The sequence below is a fragment of the Candidatus Poribacteria bacterium genome, assembly GCA_016866785.1.
In the GTDB taxonomy this organism is placed as follows: domain Bacteria; phylum Poribacteria; class WGA-4E.
This window is the reverse complement of record VGLH01000021.1, coordinates 23,694-38,845: the sequence shown is the minus strand read 5'-3', so window position 1 is coordinate 38,845 and position 15,152 is coordinate 23,694. Positions and strand designations below refer to the sequence as shown.

Sequence of the window (15,152 nt, the reverse complement as noted above, 5' to 3'; positions counted from 1 at the left end):
ATCAGCCAAACGCCGACGGCTCCGGCGATCGTCCAGCGCGCGGCTCCGTCGCCGGATTGGGTCGCGCCGTTGACCATCTCGCTCGACAGCGGGGCGCTCAAGACGGTCGAGCTCGGGAGCGGCTCCAAGGCGCAGGTGGGCTTCGACGCCTACGACGTGGGTCTGCCTCCGGCTCCGCCGATTCGCAGCTACTCCGAGTTCTTCGCCAAGACGGACGATCCGGTCGAGCGGATGAGCCGCAGCATCCTGCCGTCGAATCAGCGCGAGGCGACGTGGGAGCTCTCGGCGAACCTGGCGGAAGCGGGAACGCTCCGCTGGACGGCTCAGACGCTTCCGCAGGGCTACCGGATCATCGTCGAGTTGGGCGATGAACGCCATGACCTCAGCCGCGATGGGTCGATGCGCCTCGACGCCGGGAAGCACATCTTCACGGCGCGTCTGACCTTCACGCCGCCGTCCCGAAGCCGCCTGATGGCGAACTACCCCAATCCCTTCAACCCGGAGACGTGGATTCCCTTCGAGCTCAAGGAGAGTTCCGCCGTCACGGTGAACGTCTACGACGTGGCGGGGGCTCTCGTTCGCAAGCTCGACGTGGGCTACCGGGATTCGGGCTACTACACGTCGCGAGCAGAGGCGGCGTACTGGGACGGTCGGAACGAGCTCGGGGAGCGGGTCGCGAGCGGGGTGTACTTCTACGAGCTCCGCGCGGGCTCCTTCCGCGAGACGCGGAGGATGGTCATCCACAAGTAGCCGGAGCGCTGTGTTAGGTAGGGGCGACTCGTCGAGTCGTCCCTACGGCATGCTGGTAGTTGCGCCGGAAGAGCGGGGCGGGTCTAAAACCCGCCCCATGGTCGTGCCTCTCGTCAGCCGCTCAGCTCGCGACAGATGTCTGCGACCGCCGCCGCGTTCTCCCCGACCTGGTTCCCGAACTGCTGATACATCCCGATCAACAGCGAATCCGTCGGCTTCGAGTTCTTGAGCGCGTAGGCGAACTCGCTGCGAATCTGGTCGCGCGAACCGATGAGACGCCCCGCCGCCAGCACCTTGAACGCCATGCACGGCTTCGACGTTTGCCGCATCAGGGCGAGCATCCGGTCGCGGTCCTCGCGCAGGTAGATCTCTCCCAGCGGCGCGTAGCCGAACCGCTGCTCGAACTCCTCCCTCCCGCCCCGCAGGTTGTAGAGCGCCGTCATGTAGTAGTCGATGTCCCACGCTTCCGACTCGACGGTTTCGAGCAGGCGCGGATCGTGCGTCGAGAGTCCGACGAGCGTTCCCGTGTCACGGATCCGCTTGAGGATGTCGCGCAGATGACCCAACCGGTTCTCGCGGAAGCAGCGATCCGCGACGCCGCCTCCGTGCGGAGCCATCCCGATGGGCCCGTGCGCAGCGACCTCGGCGATGCCTGATGGGTCGTCATACCACCGACCCGTGCTGAGGCAGAGCCACTGGATCGTTCCGCCTGCCTCGCGGTAGGCGCGGAGGTCGGACAGCGACCGGTCGGTGACCGTGTTCTGCCAAGCCGTGATGCCGACCTCCTCGCACCGTTTGAGCGTCGCGATGACCTGCTCCGTCGAGTGGAACCCGCTCTGGTGCTGCGACAGGAGTTGGTTGAAGTGCGAGTAGCCGTAGATGGGGTTGTCGCCGATGACGAGGCGGCTGATGCGATGGGGTCCCAGTGGGACGGTGGGCAGAACGCTCACGGGTGGTTCCTTCACCGGTTCAAGTAGAGCGATCACGGCTTCGCGTAGTTGACCAACAGCATGCCATCCACGTCCATCGGATCGACGCCGTACTGCCGCCGGAGCGCGTCCGCGACCGGCGCGATCCACGGCGCCAGGTGCGGGTAGAGTGGCAGAGATTGCCCGCGCGCCCTGCTGCCCGCCCCGACGACGGCGACGCGCACCGGTTCCTTCGGAACGGGAATGCCGGTAAAGCCCATGTGTCCGCTCCTTCCTCGCGCCGATCCGCCTACACAGACGCGGCGACTTGGCGCAGGAGTTCCAGCGACGCCTCGTTCATCAGGTCGCCGGCGTCGGGATCGACCTGGCAGGCGTGGGTCACTTCGTAGCCGCCCTCGTCGTAGGCGGGTCGGGTGGGGATGTAGCCGACCGACCCGTTCGTGTAGCCGGAGAAGAAGGTCGCGCCGGGCGTCGGCGACTCGCGCTTGACGAGCGTCGCGTTCTCGTTGAACACCTCGGCAGGAGCCGTCGCCATCGTCAAGGAGCCGATCCGCAGCGCCTGCATCTCGGCGGACACCGGTTCGAGGGCGCGCGTTCCCGCCCAGCTTTCGACGGCGTCGTTGGCGCGCTGGCGTCGCAGCTTCGCCCACCAGAGAGAGCCTTCGGAACCGCCCTGGGCTTCCATTCGGGCGATTTGGGCGTCGAGCTCGTCGAGGAGTTGGCGCGCCTGTTCCTCGGAGCCGTAGCGGTAGCGCGGCAGGTCGATGGTGCGCGACGCGGCGTCGAGTCCGTCGATGGATTCCGTCTTGGCGGTCTCCCAGAGCCGCGTGATCTCGCATCCGAGCCGCACGCCGAGGCTGCGCGCCGGTTCGTAGGTCGGTTCCATGCGGATCGGGTTGATGTTGCCGCTGGCTCCCTGCACGTAGAGCAACGGCACGCCCGCGATCCGCTCGAACACGCCTCGGGCGGAACCGACGAAGTCGGCGGAGAGCTCGCGCTGCCCACCGCCCTGGCAGACGGGATGACAGGCGAAGTTCGCCAGGCAGGCGATGGGCTTGCCGTCCATGTCCTCGATGCGGGCGAGCCCGACCTCGCGGTCGACGGGACCGTCCGGGTTGTTGCCGAGGATGATGACCCCGTCCGGGCGACGTTCCCGCCGGTTGATGCCGATGTCGGAGGAGCCCCACGCGAGCCCTATGCGGGCAGGAACGCGCCGACTCATCGCTTCGGAGGCGACGCCCGCCAGGACGTGCTTGACGTGCTCGCGGTACGTCGACACGAGCGGCGACTCGGAGCGGTCCACGTCGGGCCCGTAGTGGTTGTGGGCGCAGGAGATCGCGATGTCCGCCGGGGCGGCCCCGGTCGTCGCGGCGATGGCGGCGCGGTACTCGCAGACGGTTTCGCCGCGCACTTGGAGTAGGTCGTTGGTCACGAGAACCAGCGTGCGGTCGTCCGTCGAGGCGACGAGGACGGTCGCCAGCAGGGGGTCGTGGACGGCGGTCGAGACGCCGCGCCCAGCGAATCCGACCATCGGGATGCCGACGGGCGGCGTGATGTCCGCGCGCGCAATGCCGATACTGACGGGTGCTGCCATCGTGGGTCTCCTCTCCTGATCGTGCGAGCCGGCCCCGTGAGGCATTGGACGTGACGGCGCGCCTCCTGTCAAGCGCTCCTCCACTCGTCATTCCCGTGCTCGCGGGAGCGACGGATGGAGGACGCGTGGCGCTGCAGGCGGTTTCACTCCGGCGTCGATCCCGCGTATGCTAGGCGACCGGAACGACCGGATACCGACGCACGCGACGAGGAGGCAGATATGGACCCGCTCCGCGTTGGATCCATCGGAGCCGGCGGATTCGCCCGCCACACGATCTACCCCGCGCTCCACATGGCTCCGGTTCTGCTGCAGGCGGTGGCGGACATGGACGAAGCCCGTGCGCGCGCCGCCGCCGGGAAGTTCGGGTCGGGCAGGTGGTACACCGACTGGCGGAAGATGGTCGAGGCGGAGGACATCGAGGCGCTCATCATCTCGATGGGGCCCGCCGCGCGGCAAGGGCTCGTCCGCGACGCGCTCGAAGCTGGGTTCCACGTCATCACGCCGAAGCCGCCGGCTCCGTCGCTGGCGGAGACGGAGGAACTCGCCGAGGCGTCGGCGCGCACGGGCAAGACGCTCATGGTGAACTTCCAGCGGCGATTCAGCCTCGGAGCGCGCGAAGCCCGCAAGGTCATGGCAACACCGACCTTCGGGAAGATCTCCCAGGCGCACTTCTCGTTCTGCAGCGGCAAGTACCCGTCGCTGGAAACCTACCTGCTCGACTTCGCCATCCACCACTTCGACCTGGCGCGCCATCTGGTCGGCGAGGTCGCCACGGTCTCCACGTTCCACAACGACATCAACGGGCAGGGATCGTTCGCGTGCGCCGTCGAGTACGTCAACGGCGCGGTCGGGACGATGCAGCTCAACAGCCAGCGCCTTTGGAGCCGGAACTACGACCGGATCGAGATCACCGGCGAAGGCGAGTACCTCGTCCTCGACGGGCTCTGGGCAATCGAGCACTACACGCAGGACGGGAACCGGTTCACAGACAACTACTCCGACCAGCGCAACGGGGAGCTCACCGGCGACGGGTTCAGCCTGACGGAGTTCGCGACCGCGATCCGCGAGGGCAGGGAGCCGGTCGCCAGCATTCGTGACTGCGTCGGCACGATGCGGTTCTACGACGCCGTCCTACGGCGAGAGCGCGGCATCATCACCGTCACGGCGTAGAGCGACACTCGCAGAGAGGAGACATCGCGTGAGCGCAGATAACCGTTCGATTCCGGTCGCGGAGCTGCGCGGCTGGACGATCTGCACGCGGAAGGACGCGTCGCCGTCGGAGACCTACGCCGCCGAGGAGCTTCAGCGTCTGCTCGAAGCGTCGGCTGGCTTGCGGCTGGAGGTTCGGCAAAACGCGCCGGAGTCGAGCCGGCAGATACGCGTCCACGGGTCGGAGGACGCATCGCTGGGCGAGGAGGGCGTGCGCCTCCAGGTCGCGCCGGACGCGATCGTCCTGGCGGGCGGCTTGCCGCGCGGCGTCCTCTACGCGGTCTACGAGTTCGCTGAGCAGTACCTGGGCGTGCGGTTCCTGACGGTCGATCACGAGCACATCCCGGACGCGTCGGGCGTGTCGATTCCGTGCGGGGAACACGCCTACGCGACGCCCTTCGCGTTCCGGTGGAGCTACTACCGGGAGAACTCGGACGAACCGGCGTTCGCCGCGCGGCTGCGCGTGAACACCGTGAGCGACGAACCGCGACTCGGCGGGAGAGTCCGCCAGCAGCTCATCAACCACTCGTTCCATTGGCTGGTTCCCTACGACCAGTACGGCGAGTCGCACCCGGAGTACTACGCGGTCGTGGACGGGAAACGCGATACGGAGACGCACGGCGGCGGACCCCAGCTCTGCGTGACGAACCCCGACATCGTGCGGATCGCCGCCGGTTCCGCCATCGCGTATCTCGATTCGCATCCGGGCATCAAGAACGTGAGCGTCAGCCAGGCGGACACGAACCGCTACTGCCACTGCGAGGCGTGCGAGGCGGTCAACGAGCGGGAGGGAACGCCGATGGGCTCGAACCTCCAGTTCGTGAACGCCGTCGCGGAGCTCATCGAGGAGCGCCATCCCGACGCGAAGGTGGGAACGCTCGCCTACTGGTACACGCGCCAACGCCCCAAGACGATGCGTCCCCAGCACAATGTCCAGATTCAGCTCTGCTCGATCGAGTGCTGCACGCTCCACGCCATCGACGATCCCGATTGCGAGACGAACCGCGCGTTCTGCCGCGACATGGCGGAGTGGGGCGAGGTGAGCGACGACATCTGGGTCTGGAACTACAACACGAACTTCCGGTTCTACGACCTGCCCTTCCCGAATCTGCGGAGCATCGGACCCAACGTGCGCTACTTCCTGCGGAACGGCGCGAAGGGCATCTTCATGCAGGCGAACGGAAACGGGCGCTCCGGCGAGATGTGCGACCTGCGGAACCACCTCATCTCGCGGATGCTGTGGAACCCGTCGCTGGACGACCGCGCGGTGTGCGAGGAGTTCGTGCGGCTCCACTACGGCGCGGCGGCGGACCGCGTCCTGGAGTACGTGAACTGGCTCCACGACAACGCAGGATCGAAGGGCGTGCATCCGGGCTGCTTCCCGAAGCCGGAGGACGTCGGGCTGAATCCCGAGACGGCGCGACGGGCGTTCGACCTGTGGGCGTCGGCGCTGGGGGAAGCCGACAGCGACGACGCGCGGATGCGCGTCGAGAAGGGCTCCATCGCCGCGTATCGGGCGTTGATCGACGCGGGCGGGCTCGAAGGCGACGAGCTGAAGCAGTTGGTTCTCGACTACATCGCCCTGTGCGGGAAGCACGGCATGACGCGCGTCTCGGAGCACCAGAGCGTCGAGGACGCGTTCCCGGCTCTGCGTGAGCGGGTCGGCTTACCCGCGAGTTAGGGCGTCGCTTTCGACGGCAGCGCGTGAGCCCCGACCCCGGCAGCGGGGCTTCCTGCCTTCGGCGCGAAATCGCCGGCTTCCGGGTCCGCGAGCGCCGGATCGACACCGTACGTCCCGTGTGCCTCCTCCGTCGGCAGGTCGGGGTGGCTCCTTGCCGGGGCATCGAGGCAGTACCACCAGTTCGACGCGAACCGGAACGTCTCCGGAGCCGTGTTCGGTCCGATGTTGACCCCGCTCGACGCCCAAGCGTCCGACCGGAAGGCGATCAGGTTGCGCTCGAACACGCCGTTCCGCGACGGCACGAACGTCTCGCTGCGGTTCTCTTGTAGGATGCGAAGCGCCCACCGACCCGGGCGGTAGATCGTGTTGTATCGCACGACCGCCCTGTCGACACCCACGAACGCGACCGCCGCACCGCTCCCGATGAACGTGTTGCCCTCGACGACGATCGCGCGCGCCTCGGAGTTCTCCATGCTCCCGTCGAGATTCAGCGCCGGACGGAAGAACTCCAAGCCCGTGCTTCCTCCGATGTTCACGCCCCTTCCCGCGTTGACGAACCGGTTCCCGCGAACGACGACATCGGCGGTTCCGCCCTTCATCTGGACGCCCTCGCTCGTCTGCGTCGGCGTCGTCTCGAAACGGCAGCCGGCTATCAAACCGTTGTGGCAGCCCACCATGTCGATCCCCGACCCGCCGGTTCCCCACCGTTCGACGACGCAGTTCTCGACGACGAAGCCGTTCAGTCCCGACAGCTTGATGCCATCCCGGTTGCCTTCGGGCCCTACGTCGCGGACGCGGATGCCGCTCAGGACGATATCGCGCGCGGAACCGAAGTTCCCGCCGTCGTCGAGGTTCCAGCCGTTGCCGGTCATGTTCGCCGAGACGAGGTCGCGGAGCTCCAGATGCGACGCTCCGGCGATGTGCATCGCCTGTCCCCCGCCGTCGAACACCGGCGGGTTCGTCGAGTCCAGCGCGGCGATGACGATGCGGTTCCCAGGCTCGCCGGTCACGCCGCGAAAGTAGAGCCCGCCTTCATAGGTTCCCGGCGCGATGAGGATGCGGTCGCCGGGCTTCGCGGACGCGACGGCAGCCTGGAGCGCGTTCCGGTCGCGGACGATCGTCTCAGATGCCATCGCACACGGCACGACGAGTACCGCGAGCGCCAATGCAGCGCGAATCATTGGCGATCTCCTTCTGCCGTGCGAGCCAGTGCCTCGAAGAAGCCGTCGGGTATCCCCGCGATGTAGACTTGCGCCTGACCCGTCCGATCCGACGTGAAGACGACGTAGTGTTCGTCCGTCGAGAACGACGGGTGCGGATGCGACCACTGGGGCCCGTAGACCGGCTCGATCTTCATCTCCATCCACGACAGGCTTCTGCCCCGCTCGTCCGCGACCGCCTTCGACGCGGCGGCGAAGTCTTCCGCGAGCGCGTACCGGTTCTTGCGCCACTGGGTTCCGCCGTTGGAGCTTCGCGGGTGGCAGAGCGTCCGCCGCTCGCCCGTCCCGACGTGGACGATCTGCAGCCCGATGTCGGGGTGCGCCGTGTCGCAGAGAACGAACCGCCCATCGCGTGTCGGGGCGATGTGCCACGCGTTGAACGCCGCGATGGCGCTCATCTGCCGCGTTCTCAGCGAGAACCGCTGGAGGGCGTAGTGCCACCGGACGACGATCAGGTCGTCGGTTCCCGGCAGGAACGTCTCATGGACGAGGAACTCGTCGTTGTCGTGCTCCCACAGGAGGGTGTTCTCGGAGCCGTCGGCGCGGATTATCCACATGCGCGGCGCGGGATCGCCGGCGTACTCGATGAGCGTCGGATCGGTCGGGTGGAACTGCGGATGGATGATCGTGCGCGGGGACTCGTGGATGACATCGCCGCCGGAGCCGTCGGTGCGGGTGACAGCGATCCGGGCGCGTCCGTCGCGCTTCATCGCGGTCACGATCAGCGACCCATCGGCGTTCAGGCTGCATTCGCCGAGCTGTCCGCCGTCGTAGTCGGCGAGCGTGCGCGTTCCCAACGTCACGATGTCGAGGGCTCGCACGCGCGATCCGCAGGTGTAGTAGAGCGTCAGCCCGTCATCGGAGAGCGTTCCCGAGTATCCGTGGATGCCCGATTCGTCTGTCAACTGGACGAGATCGCCGTCGGGGAACCGCGCCATGAAGAAGTTGGGTTCCCCCGTACGGTATGATGTAAAGACGACGTGGCGGCTGTCCGGCGTCATCGAGGGTGTCAGGAAGTAGAGGTTGTGGTGGACGGACGCCTGGCGCGTCATCTGCCAGACGACGACGCCCGTTACGTCATCGCGGGTCGGCGAGGCTTCGCTGGGAAACAGATCGCCCTGGGGCATCCACGGCTCCTCGGGATGTGCCGGCTGGTCGGAAACGCGCCCCGAGCATCGCAGGGCTTTGGGAACCCGTCAAGTCCGCCGCAGGAATCACCGCAGGTTCAGGAGGGTTCGACGATGCGCAGCTTCGTGATCGGCGCACTCATCGTCGCCGTTGGAGTATCGGCAGGATGCGCGGCAACGACCGTGGCGGGGAAGCGGCGCGTGCTTCCGGGCGATGTCATGCGTCGCACGTCGGCTCCCGACACCAAGCTCGCTGGAGCCGATCTCTCGAACGTCGTCTTGTCACGATCCAATCTGCACGGCGCAAATCTGGCGGGGGCGACGCTCGAATACGCCAGCTTCTACCGAACCGACCTGGGCGAAGCCGACCTCACCGGCGCTCAGGTCTACCGCGCCAACCTGTTCGGAGCCGATCTGCGCGGCGCGAAGCTCGAAGGCGCTGACCTGTCCCAGGCGGACCTCCGCATGGCGCGCCTGCAAGACGCCCGGCTCAAGGGAACCGACCTGCGCGGAGCGTTTCTCCAACGGGCTGACCTTCGCGAAACGGACCTGACCCAGACGGACCTCACGGGAGCCGTCTTCGACGCCTACACCATCCTGCCGGAGACGCTCGATCCGTTCGAGGCGGGGATGGTCTACTGGCGCATCGACGAACGCGCCCGGCGCGTCGACAGGAAGCCTAACGCCCAGTTCCGGCGGTTCTAGTGGTCAGTGACAGTGAATTGTCGGTTTGTCCAACCCCCACCCTAACCCTCCTCCATGCAAGGGGGAGGGGACATAGCCTCCTCCCCCGCGAAGCGTGGGGGAGGATTGAGGTGGGGGGAAGACGACGTCTCCAAAGTAACTGACCACTAGCTATCCGTCTCACCGATGAGTGGTCGTGACGCGCTGCGTCAACGCGCGACGCGCAGGAGAACCGCGTCTCCGGCCGCCAGCGTCGCCGTCGCGCGTCCGCCCGCGAATGACACCGCCGCATCGCTCGCGTTCCCGCGCGAAACGGCTTCGACACCTCGCACACTCCCATCGAACTCCTGCGTCAGAGCCGCCGACGCGCGCAGGTTCCGGTTGACGATGTAGAGGTACTCGGCTCCCGCCTCGTCCTTGAGGAATCCCGCGACCCACTCGACGCCTTCGACCGACTTGAGATACGACTCCGCCGCGAGCGGCTTCGCGCGATCGGGAACCGGCTCCGAGTGCGCGACGGCGACGGACGTGAGCCGATTCAGCGTCGGCGCGACTGGGAGCAGACGACAACCGATGGCGTGCCGGTCGTCCTGCTCCAAGAGCGGCGCGTCTGCCAGGACTGGTCGTGGATCGAGAACACGTGGTCGATCATCCGCGACGGCAAGCGGTCGGACTACGACCTGGGGCATCGGCTCTATTCGGCGAAGGAGCTCAAAGACCTGGCGCTCGACTGCGGGTTCGCCGAGGCGGAAGCGTATGGGCATCTGTCGGGAACGCCGTACGATCACACGGCGCGGCGTCAGGTCATCGTGGCGCGGAAGAAGTTCTGATGGCGGAGAGAGAGGGATTCGAACCCTCGGTGAGGTTGCCCCCACACGTGATTTCCAGTCACGCCGGATCAGCCGCTCCCGCATCTCTCCGCATTCGGGCGGCAGGCATGCCTGCTGGCGTGAGGAAGCATAGACCCCGCCAGGCGAGTTGTCAAGCCGCATTGGGCGGTCATCCGCGCGACCGCATCAGCTCGAACCACCGGTGGAACATCGGACGCGCCGGTTCGGGCAGCGAGTCCACGAACGCGGCGTCGATCCACGGCTGAACCGCCGGAGCCACCGAGTCCATCGCGGACGACTCGAACGCGTAGTGGAGCGTCCGCCGGAGCCTTCCGGGACGGTTCGCCGCCCGATGGATCAGGCACGGGTTGTAGAACGCGACGTCGCCAGCGTTCAGAACGACCTGCATCTCTCCGGGCAGCAGCGAATGGTCGCGGCTCGACATCGCGACGCGCTCCGAGTCGGTTGCCTCTCTCCGATGACTCCCGGGCACGATCCACAGAGACGTATCATCCACGAGCGCGCCGTTGAGCTGGACGATCCCGCTCGTGCGCTCCAAGTGCTCGATCTCATCGACGCCCGGAGGCGGCGGCAGATCGCGATGCCACCCGATGGCGTACGAATAGCGGATGCTGTTCACCAGCAGCGTACAGATGCGGTATCGCACGCTGCCGTCCACCAGGTCGGCGACGGGTCCCATGATCGACGGATCCGACAGCGAGTCGATGAAGCCCGCTGAGCGAGCGTCGGGATAGAGAACGTCGTTGACGCCCGCGAAGTCGGTGCGCCCCGCGTCCGTCCAGCGCACGCGGGCATAGAGCCCGGCGCGAGCCATCGCCACGGCGCGATCCGCCGCGCATCGGTACGTGGCGATCCGGTCGGGAGACAAGGCGCGCCGGACGACCACGAACCCGCGTTCGCGGAAGCCGGCGCGTTCCTGAGTTGATAGACCAGCCATGCTCGTTACCGTGGCGAGAGTCCATGCCAATCGTCGGTGCGGAACGGCGATGCAGGCAGCCCAGCGCTGTTGACGAGGTTCACGTCCGGGTTGTGATGCCAGCCGTAGCGCACTGCCGCCGGGTGTGCGACGTCCGGACTGCTGACCACGACCGCATTGCCGTCGATCACGGCGTCCGCCCAGACGAACCGGCGATCCTCGCTGGCGATGGCGAAGCCGCGCAGAGCCTTGCCGTCGCTCGTCTTGAGTCCGCCGTCCACATGCTGGAACCGGACCCGCGCCTTGCCCTGCTCGACGATGCAGCCGTCGTAGAGGGGACCCGAACTGACGACATCCCTGCCGTAGATGCCCGCGAGCGCAGACAGCGCCAGACGCTTGCCAACGTCCTGCTTGTTGCGCGGGTGGATGTCGTTCGCCTCGCCAATGTCGATGGCGACCGCCATGCCGGTCCTCGGTTCCGCCAACGCCATGAGTTGCGCCTCGCGGAGCTCCGCCCAGTGGTTATCACCGGGTTCCGCCAAGGGTTCTCCGAAGTTCGCCAGTTGGACGAAGAAGAACGCGAAGTCCGGGTCGCCCCAGGCATGCCGCCAGTCGCGGATGAGCGTGCGGAACAGCGACCGGTATTGGTAGCCCCGATCCGCGTTCGACTCGCCCTGATACCAGATCGCGCCGCGCACGGTGAGCGGCAGCAGCGGCGAGACCATCCCGTTGAAGAGAACCGTCGGTTTGTTGGGGTCATCGAGCCCGTGCTGCCGCGCCAACAGCGCCGGGAACTCGGGTGCGAGGGACTCCCGACTCGTCCATGCCTCGGAGCACGTCCCGCCCCACGACGAGTTGATGAGCCCCACCGGCACGCCTAAGTCCTCGTTCAGCTTCCTGCCGAAGAAGTACCCGACGGCCGAGAAGTTGGGGATCGTCGAGGGCGAGCACGGCTGCCATCGCATCGACAGGTTCGCAAGCGGTTCGTCGGAGATGGTCGCGGGAACCTGGAGCAGCCGAATCGTCGGATGGTCGGCGGCAGCGATCTCCTCAGCGGCGTTGAGAGACTCCGAGAGGGGCCACTGCATGTTCGACTGACCCGAGCAGACCCACACCTCGCCCACCAGGACGTCCTTGAGTGTGATGGCGTTCTTGCCCTTGGCGACGAGCTCGTGGGGTCCGCCGGCTGCAGCCGCCGGCAGATGCACCGACCACGCGCCGTCGCCGTCGGCTGCCGTTTGCGCCTGATTTCCAGCCAAAGAGACGCTGACCGATTCCCCGGCGTCCGCCGTGCCCCAGACCGCCAGCGTCCGGTCGCGCTGCAACACCATTCCGTCGCTGAACACGGATGCCAGCTTGACATCCGCCTGCGCTTCACGCGGCGTCGCCGCGAGCAGAAGGAACCCGACCAGTGCAGCCCCCATCGCCACCGACTCGCCGCCGATCCAGGCGGCAACACCGATCCCGGCCAGCACCCCAACCGTCCTCACCCAAGCTCCCCGGCGCAGCATGTTGTCTCCTCATCGTGTGGTCGTCGCGGGGCACGTGAATACAGAAATCCCTCTCTGGGCGCAAGGTGGCAGGACTACTGCATGAACTCATCTTGCCATGCGCCTCTGCAGCACAAGCGAACGACCAACGCCTCTCGACGGCTCTCTTGACGGATGACGGAGACTCGCCATACTGTACCGTACCCGAAGGGAGTCCCTGCATGAATATCCTGATGGTGCGCTACTCCGGCGGATTCGAGCACACCTACCTGCCCGACGCGGAAGTCACGTTCAAGGAGATCGGCAAGACGAACGGATGGCGCGTCCGCACGACGCACCGCTGCGACGGAATCACGGCGGACAACCTGGCGAACGTCGACGTCCTCGCGTTTGCCACGACGGGAACGCTCCCGATCACGGACGTGCAGAAGCGCGCGCTTCTCGACTTCGTGCGCGGCGGCAAGGGGTTCGTCGGCATCCACAACGCCACGGACACATTCTACGAATGGGCTGAGTACGGCGAGATGGTCGGCGGATACTTCGCCGGGCATCCGTGGCACCAGGAAGTGAACGTCATCGTCGAGGACCCGAACCATCCGGCGACGAAGCCCCTCGGATCGTCCTTCAAGGTCGTCGACGAGATCTACACGTTCAAGAACTGGGATCGGAAGAAGACGCACGTCCTGATGCGGCTCGACAACGCGTCAGTCGATCTGTCCAAGGGCAACCGCCCCGACCACGACTACGCCCTCGGCTGGTGCCATGACTACGGCAAGGGGCGTGTCATCTACACGGGGCTGGGTCATCCCGACGAGCTCTGGTACAAGCCCTGGTTCCGCGAACACATCGTCGGATGCCTCAAGTGGGCTGGCAGGCTCGCCTAACCGGCGCGAACAGCACGGGTGACAACGGAGGAGGAGCGACGTGCGACCGACGCCCGATTTCGTCGCGGACGTCACGGACCATCAGATAGCGTTCTTCCGCGAAGAGGGATACCTGCGCATCGAGCGCATCACGTCCGACGAGGAAGTGGGCTGGCTCAAGGGCATCTACGACGAGCTCTTCGGGAATCGCACGGGCGAGGAGCAGGGAGCCTACTTTGACCTCGCAGGGCCCCGCGCCCACGACGGACGCGAGACGCTTCCGCAAGTGCTCGGACCCGAGCGCACGTTCCCGGAGCTCCGCGAGACGGCTTACTTCCGCAACGGACGAACCATCGCCGCGAAGCTGCTGGGCATGCCGCTCGATCAAGTGAACGGCGGTGGACACATGATCCTCAAGCCCGCTCGGTACGGGAGCGCGACGCCCTGGCACCAAGACGAAGCCTATTGGGGACCCCAGGTTCTCCATCACGGGCTCAGCGTCTGGATGTCCCTCGACCCGGCGACGGTCGATAGCGGATGCCTGCAGTTCATCCCACGGTCACATCTGGCAAGGGAGGTGCGCGTCCATCGGCACATCGACAATGACCCGACCGTCCACGGGCTCGTCACGGACGATGTCGATCCGTCGGAGGCGGTCGCATGCCCACTCGACCCCGGCGGCGCGACGTTCCACCACTGCCGGACGCTCCACTACGCCGCCCCGAACGCGACCGACCATGCCCGACGCGCCTATATCAACGTGTTCAACGCCCCTCCGCAGAAGCGGAGCCAGCCTGCCCATCGCCCGTGGATCGACGAAGAAGCCGCCGCGCTGGCGCGCCTCAAGTCTCTGGCGCGTCCGCGACTGAAGGCGACGTGAGTCGGACAGGCATGGGTGAGAAGATGGAGTCTGCGTGAAGACGATCCCCATCCCGGAACTGAACCGGCACGTGTCGCGGCTGTGCATGGGCACCATGGTCTTCTCCCGCGCGGAGCAGTCCTTCACGGACGACATGCTGGACGCCTTCGTCGCGGCGGGAGGGAACCTGCTCGACACGGCGGAGGTCTATGGCTCCGAGCGTCCCGTCGGCGAGTGGATTCGCAGCCGTGGGAACCGAGTCGATATCGTCGTGCTCGATAAAGCGCTCGACGCGACGGAGAAGGTGACGCCCGAAGCCATTCCCAAAGCCATCGCGGGCAACCTGGAACGGCTCGGTTCCGACTACATCGACCTGTGGATGCTCCACCGCGACAATCCCCAGGTTCCCGCCGGCGAGATCGTCGACGTCCTCAACGCCGAGGTGCGCGCGGGTCGGATCCGCGCGTTCGGCGGCTCCAACTGGGGAACCGACCGGCTCCAAGCGGCGAACGACTACGCCAAGAGCCACGGGTTGATGGGCATGGCAGGTTCCAGCCCCCATCTGAGCCTGGCGACGGCGAAGGACGCGATGTGGCGCGGCTGCATCTGGGTCACCGAGGAGGACCGCGATTGGTACCGCCGCTCGCAGATGCCGCTCTTCTCCTGGTCGTCGCAGGCGAGGGGGTTCTTCAGCGGTCGGTTCCGCCCCGACGACCCGTCCGACGCGAACATGGTGCGCGTCTACTACTCGGACGAGAACTTCGAGAAGCTGCGACGCGCCGAGGAACTCGGTCGGAGGAAGGGGGTGTCGGCGATCCAGATCGCCCTCGCGTGGGTTCTGGATCAGGACTTCCCGGCGATTGCGCTCATTGGTCCCGCGAACCGCGACGAGCTGTCGTCGTGCCTCGAAGCCGAGAAGGTCGAGCTCACGCCGGAAGAGCTCGCTTGGCTCGAACTCCGGTAGCGATGGTTCGCTGTC

At 66.7% G+C, this 15,152-nt stretch carries 16 protein-coding genes and 1 tRNA gene; 8 read left to right on the top strand and 9 right to left on the bottom strand.

What is annotated here, in order from left to right; genetic code table 11:
* The coding region (locus FJZ36_05080) for a T9SS type A sorting domain-containing protein (protein MBM3214268.1) at positions 1-750 on the top strand (750 nt) is incomplete at its 5' end.
* Between the two features lie 113 nt (positions 751-863).
* On the opposite strand, the gene FJZ36_05075 is transcribed toward FJZ36_05080, so the two are convergent.
* The 3 genes from FJZ36_05075 to FJZ36_05065 are packed head-to-tail and all read right to left on the bottom strand — an operon-like array spanning position 864 to position 3,273.
* Positions 864-1,700 (bottom strand): hypothetical protein, encoded by an 837-nt coding sequence (locus FJZ36_05075; protein MBM3214267.1) that lies wholly within the window; start codon positions 1,698-1,700, stop codon positions 864-866.
* 32 nt (positions 1,701-1,732) lie between these two features.
* A complete protein-coding gene (locus FJZ36_05070) occupies positions 1,733-1,939 on the bottom strand; it encodes a hypothetical protein (protein ID MBM3214266.1) in 207 nt (68 codons plus the stop codon).
* A 29-nt stretch (positions 1,940-1,968) separates the two neighbouring features.
* Positions 1,969-3,273, bottom strand: a complete 1,305-nt coding sequence (locus FJZ36_05065; protein ID MBM3214265.1) for a hypothetical protein — start codon at positions 3,271-3,273, stop codon at positions 1,969-1,971.
* 114 nt (positions 3,274-3,387) lie between these two features.
* Here FJZ36_05065 and FJZ36_05060 point away from each other — a divergent pair, with 114 nt between their 5' ends.
* Positions 3,388-4,443, top strand: a complete 1,056-nt coding sequence (locus FJZ36_05060) for a Gfo/Idh/MocA family oxidoreductase (GenBank protein ID MBM3214264.1) — start codon at positions 3,388-3,390, stop codon at positions 4,441-4,443.
* A complete protein-coding gene (locus FJZ36_05055; protein ID MBM3214263.1) occupies positions 4,367-6,163 on the top strand; it encodes a DUF4838 domain-containing protein in 1,797 nt (598 codons plus the stop codon). The genes FJZ36_05060 and FJZ36_05055 overlap by 77 nt, the downstream gene beginning before the upstream one ends.
* Here FJZ36_05055 and FJZ36_05050 read toward each other — a convergent pair.
* The gene (locus FJZ36_05050; protein ID MBM3214262.1) at positions 6,160-7,344 is read right to left on the bottom strand and encodes a hypothetical protein; all 1,185 of its coding nucleotides are present in this window, start codon (positions 7,342-7,344) and stop codon (positions 6,160-6,162) included. The genes FJZ36_05055 and FJZ36_05050 overlap by 4 nt on opposite strands.
* Entirely contained in the window at positions 7,341-8,510 is a 1,170-nt protein-coding gene (locus tag FJZ36_05045) for a hypothetical protein (protein ID MBM3214261.1), read from the bottom strand. The genes FJZ36_05050 and FJZ36_05045 overlap by 4 nt, the downstream gene beginning before the upstream one ends.
* Before the next feature lie 15 nt (positions 8,511-8,525).
* Between FJZ36_05045 and FJZ36_05040 the strand changes: the two genes are divergently transcribed.
* On the top strand, positions 8,526-9,215 hold the full coding sequence (locus FJZ36_05040; protein MBM3214260.1) for a pentapeptide repeat-containing protein: 690 nt from the start codon (positions 8,526-8,528) through the stop codon (positions 9,213-9,215).
* A 188-nt stretch (positions 9,216-9,403) separates the two neighbouring features.
* On the opposite strand, the gene FJZ36_05035 is transcribed toward FJZ36_05040, so the two are convergent.
* On the bottom strand, positions 9,404-9,793 hold the full coding sequence (locus FJZ36_05035) for a hypothetical protein (protein ID MBM3214259.1): 390 nt from the start codon (positions 9,791-9,793) through the stop codon (positions 9,404-9,406).
* Between FJZ36_05035 and FJZ36_05030 the strand changes: the two genes are divergently transcribed.
* Positions 9,773-10,024 (top strand): hypothetical protein, encoded by a 252-nt coding sequence (locus FJZ36_05030; protein MBM3214258.1) that lies wholly within the window; start codon positions 9,773-9,775, stop codon positions 10,022-10,024. The two genes, FJZ36_05035 and FJZ36_05030, sit on opposite strands and share 21 nt — an antisense overlap.
* On the opposite strand, the gene FJZ36_05025 is transcribed toward FJZ36_05030, so the two are convergent.
* From FJZ36_05025 to FJZ36_05015, 3 genes are all read right to left on the bottom strand, one after another.
* Positions 10,025-10,114, bottom strand: a tRNA-Ser gene (locus FJZ36_05025).
* Positions 10,115-10,193: 79 nt separating this feature from the next.
* Positions 10,194-10,982: a phytanoyl-CoA dioxygenase family protein gene (locus tag FJZ36_05020; protein ID MBM3214257.1), complete on the bottom strand. Its 789-nt coding sequence runs from the start codon at positions 10,980-10,982 to the stop codon at positions 10,194-10,196.
* A 5-nt stretch (positions 10,983-10,987) separates the two neighbouring features.
* The gene (locus FJZ36_05015) at positions 10,988-12,385 is read right to left on the bottom strand and encodes a sialate O-acetylesterase (GenBank protein MBM3214256.1); all 1,398 of its coding nucleotides are present in this window, start codon (positions 12,383-12,385) and stop codon (positions 10,988-10,990) included.
* Between the two features lie 287 nt (positions 12,386-12,672).
* Between FJZ36_05015 and FJZ36_05010 the strand changes: the two genes are divergently transcribed.
* From FJZ36_05010 to FJZ36_05000, 3 genes are read left to right on the top strand one after another with little or no spacing between them, the layout of a single operon-like run.
* Positions 12,673-13,335, top strand: a complete 663-nt coding sequence (locus tag FJZ36_05010) for a ThuA domain-containing protein (GenBank protein MBM3214255.1) — start codon at positions 12,673-12,675, stop codon at positions 13,333-13,335.
* Between the two features lie 40 nt (positions 13,336-13,375).
* Positions 13,376-14,194 (top strand): phytanoyl-CoA dioxygenase family protein, encoded by an 819-nt coding sequence (locus FJZ36_05005; protein ID MBM3214254.1) that lies wholly within the window; start codon positions 13,376-13,378, stop codon positions 14,192-14,194.
* 34 nt (positions 14,195-14,228) lie between these two features.
* Positions 14,229-15,137, top strand: coding sequence for an aldo/keto reductase (locus tag FJZ36_05000; protein MBM3214253.1), 909 nt, complete (start codon positions 14,229-14,231; stop codon positions 15,135-15,137).
* The last annotated feature ends 15 nt before the right edge of the window (positions 15,138-15,152 follow it).

What these genes read in the sequence shown, in the direction of transcription:
- FJZ36_05070 (MBM3214266.1), bottom strand. Translation starts at nt 1,939, where the DNA reads ATGGGCTTTACCGGCATTCCCGTTCCGAAGGAACCGGTGCGCGTCGCC.
- FJZ36_05065 (MBM3214265.1), bottom strand. Translation starts at nt 3,273, where the DNA reads ATGGCAGCACCCGTCAGTATCGGCATTGCGCGCGCGGACATCACGCCG.
- FJZ36_05060 (MBM3214264.1), top strand. Translation starts at nt 3,388, where the DNA reads ATGGAGGACGCGTGGCGCTGCAGGCGGTTTCACTCCGGCGTCGATCCC.
- FJZ36_05050 (MBM3214262.1), bottom strand. Translation starts at nt 7,344, where the DNA reads ATGATTCGCGCTGCATTGGCGCTCGCGGTACTCGTCGTGCCGTGTGCG.
- FJZ36_05045 (MBM3214261.1), bottom strand. Translation starts at nt 8,510, where the DNA reads ATGCCCCAGGGCGATCTGTTTCCCAGCGAAGCCTCGCCGACCCGCGAT.
- FJZ36_05040 (MBM3214260.1), top strand. Translation starts at nt 8,526, where the DNA reads ATGTGCCGGCTGGTCGGAAACGCGCCCCGAGCATCGCAGGGCTTTGGG.
- FJZ36_05020 (MBM3214257.1), bottom strand. Translation starts at nt 10,982, where the DNA reads ATGGCTGGTCTATCAACTCAGGAACGCGCCGGCTTCCGCGAACGCGGG.
- FJZ36_05015 (MBM3214256.1), bottom strand. Translation starts at nt 12,385, where the DNA reads ATGGGGGCTGCACTGGTCGGGTTCCTTCTGCTCGCGGCGACGCCGCGT.
- FJZ36_05010 (MBM3214255.1), top strand. Translation starts at nt 12,673, where the DNA reads ATGAATATCCTGATGGTGCGCTACTCCGGCGGATTCGAGCACACCTAC.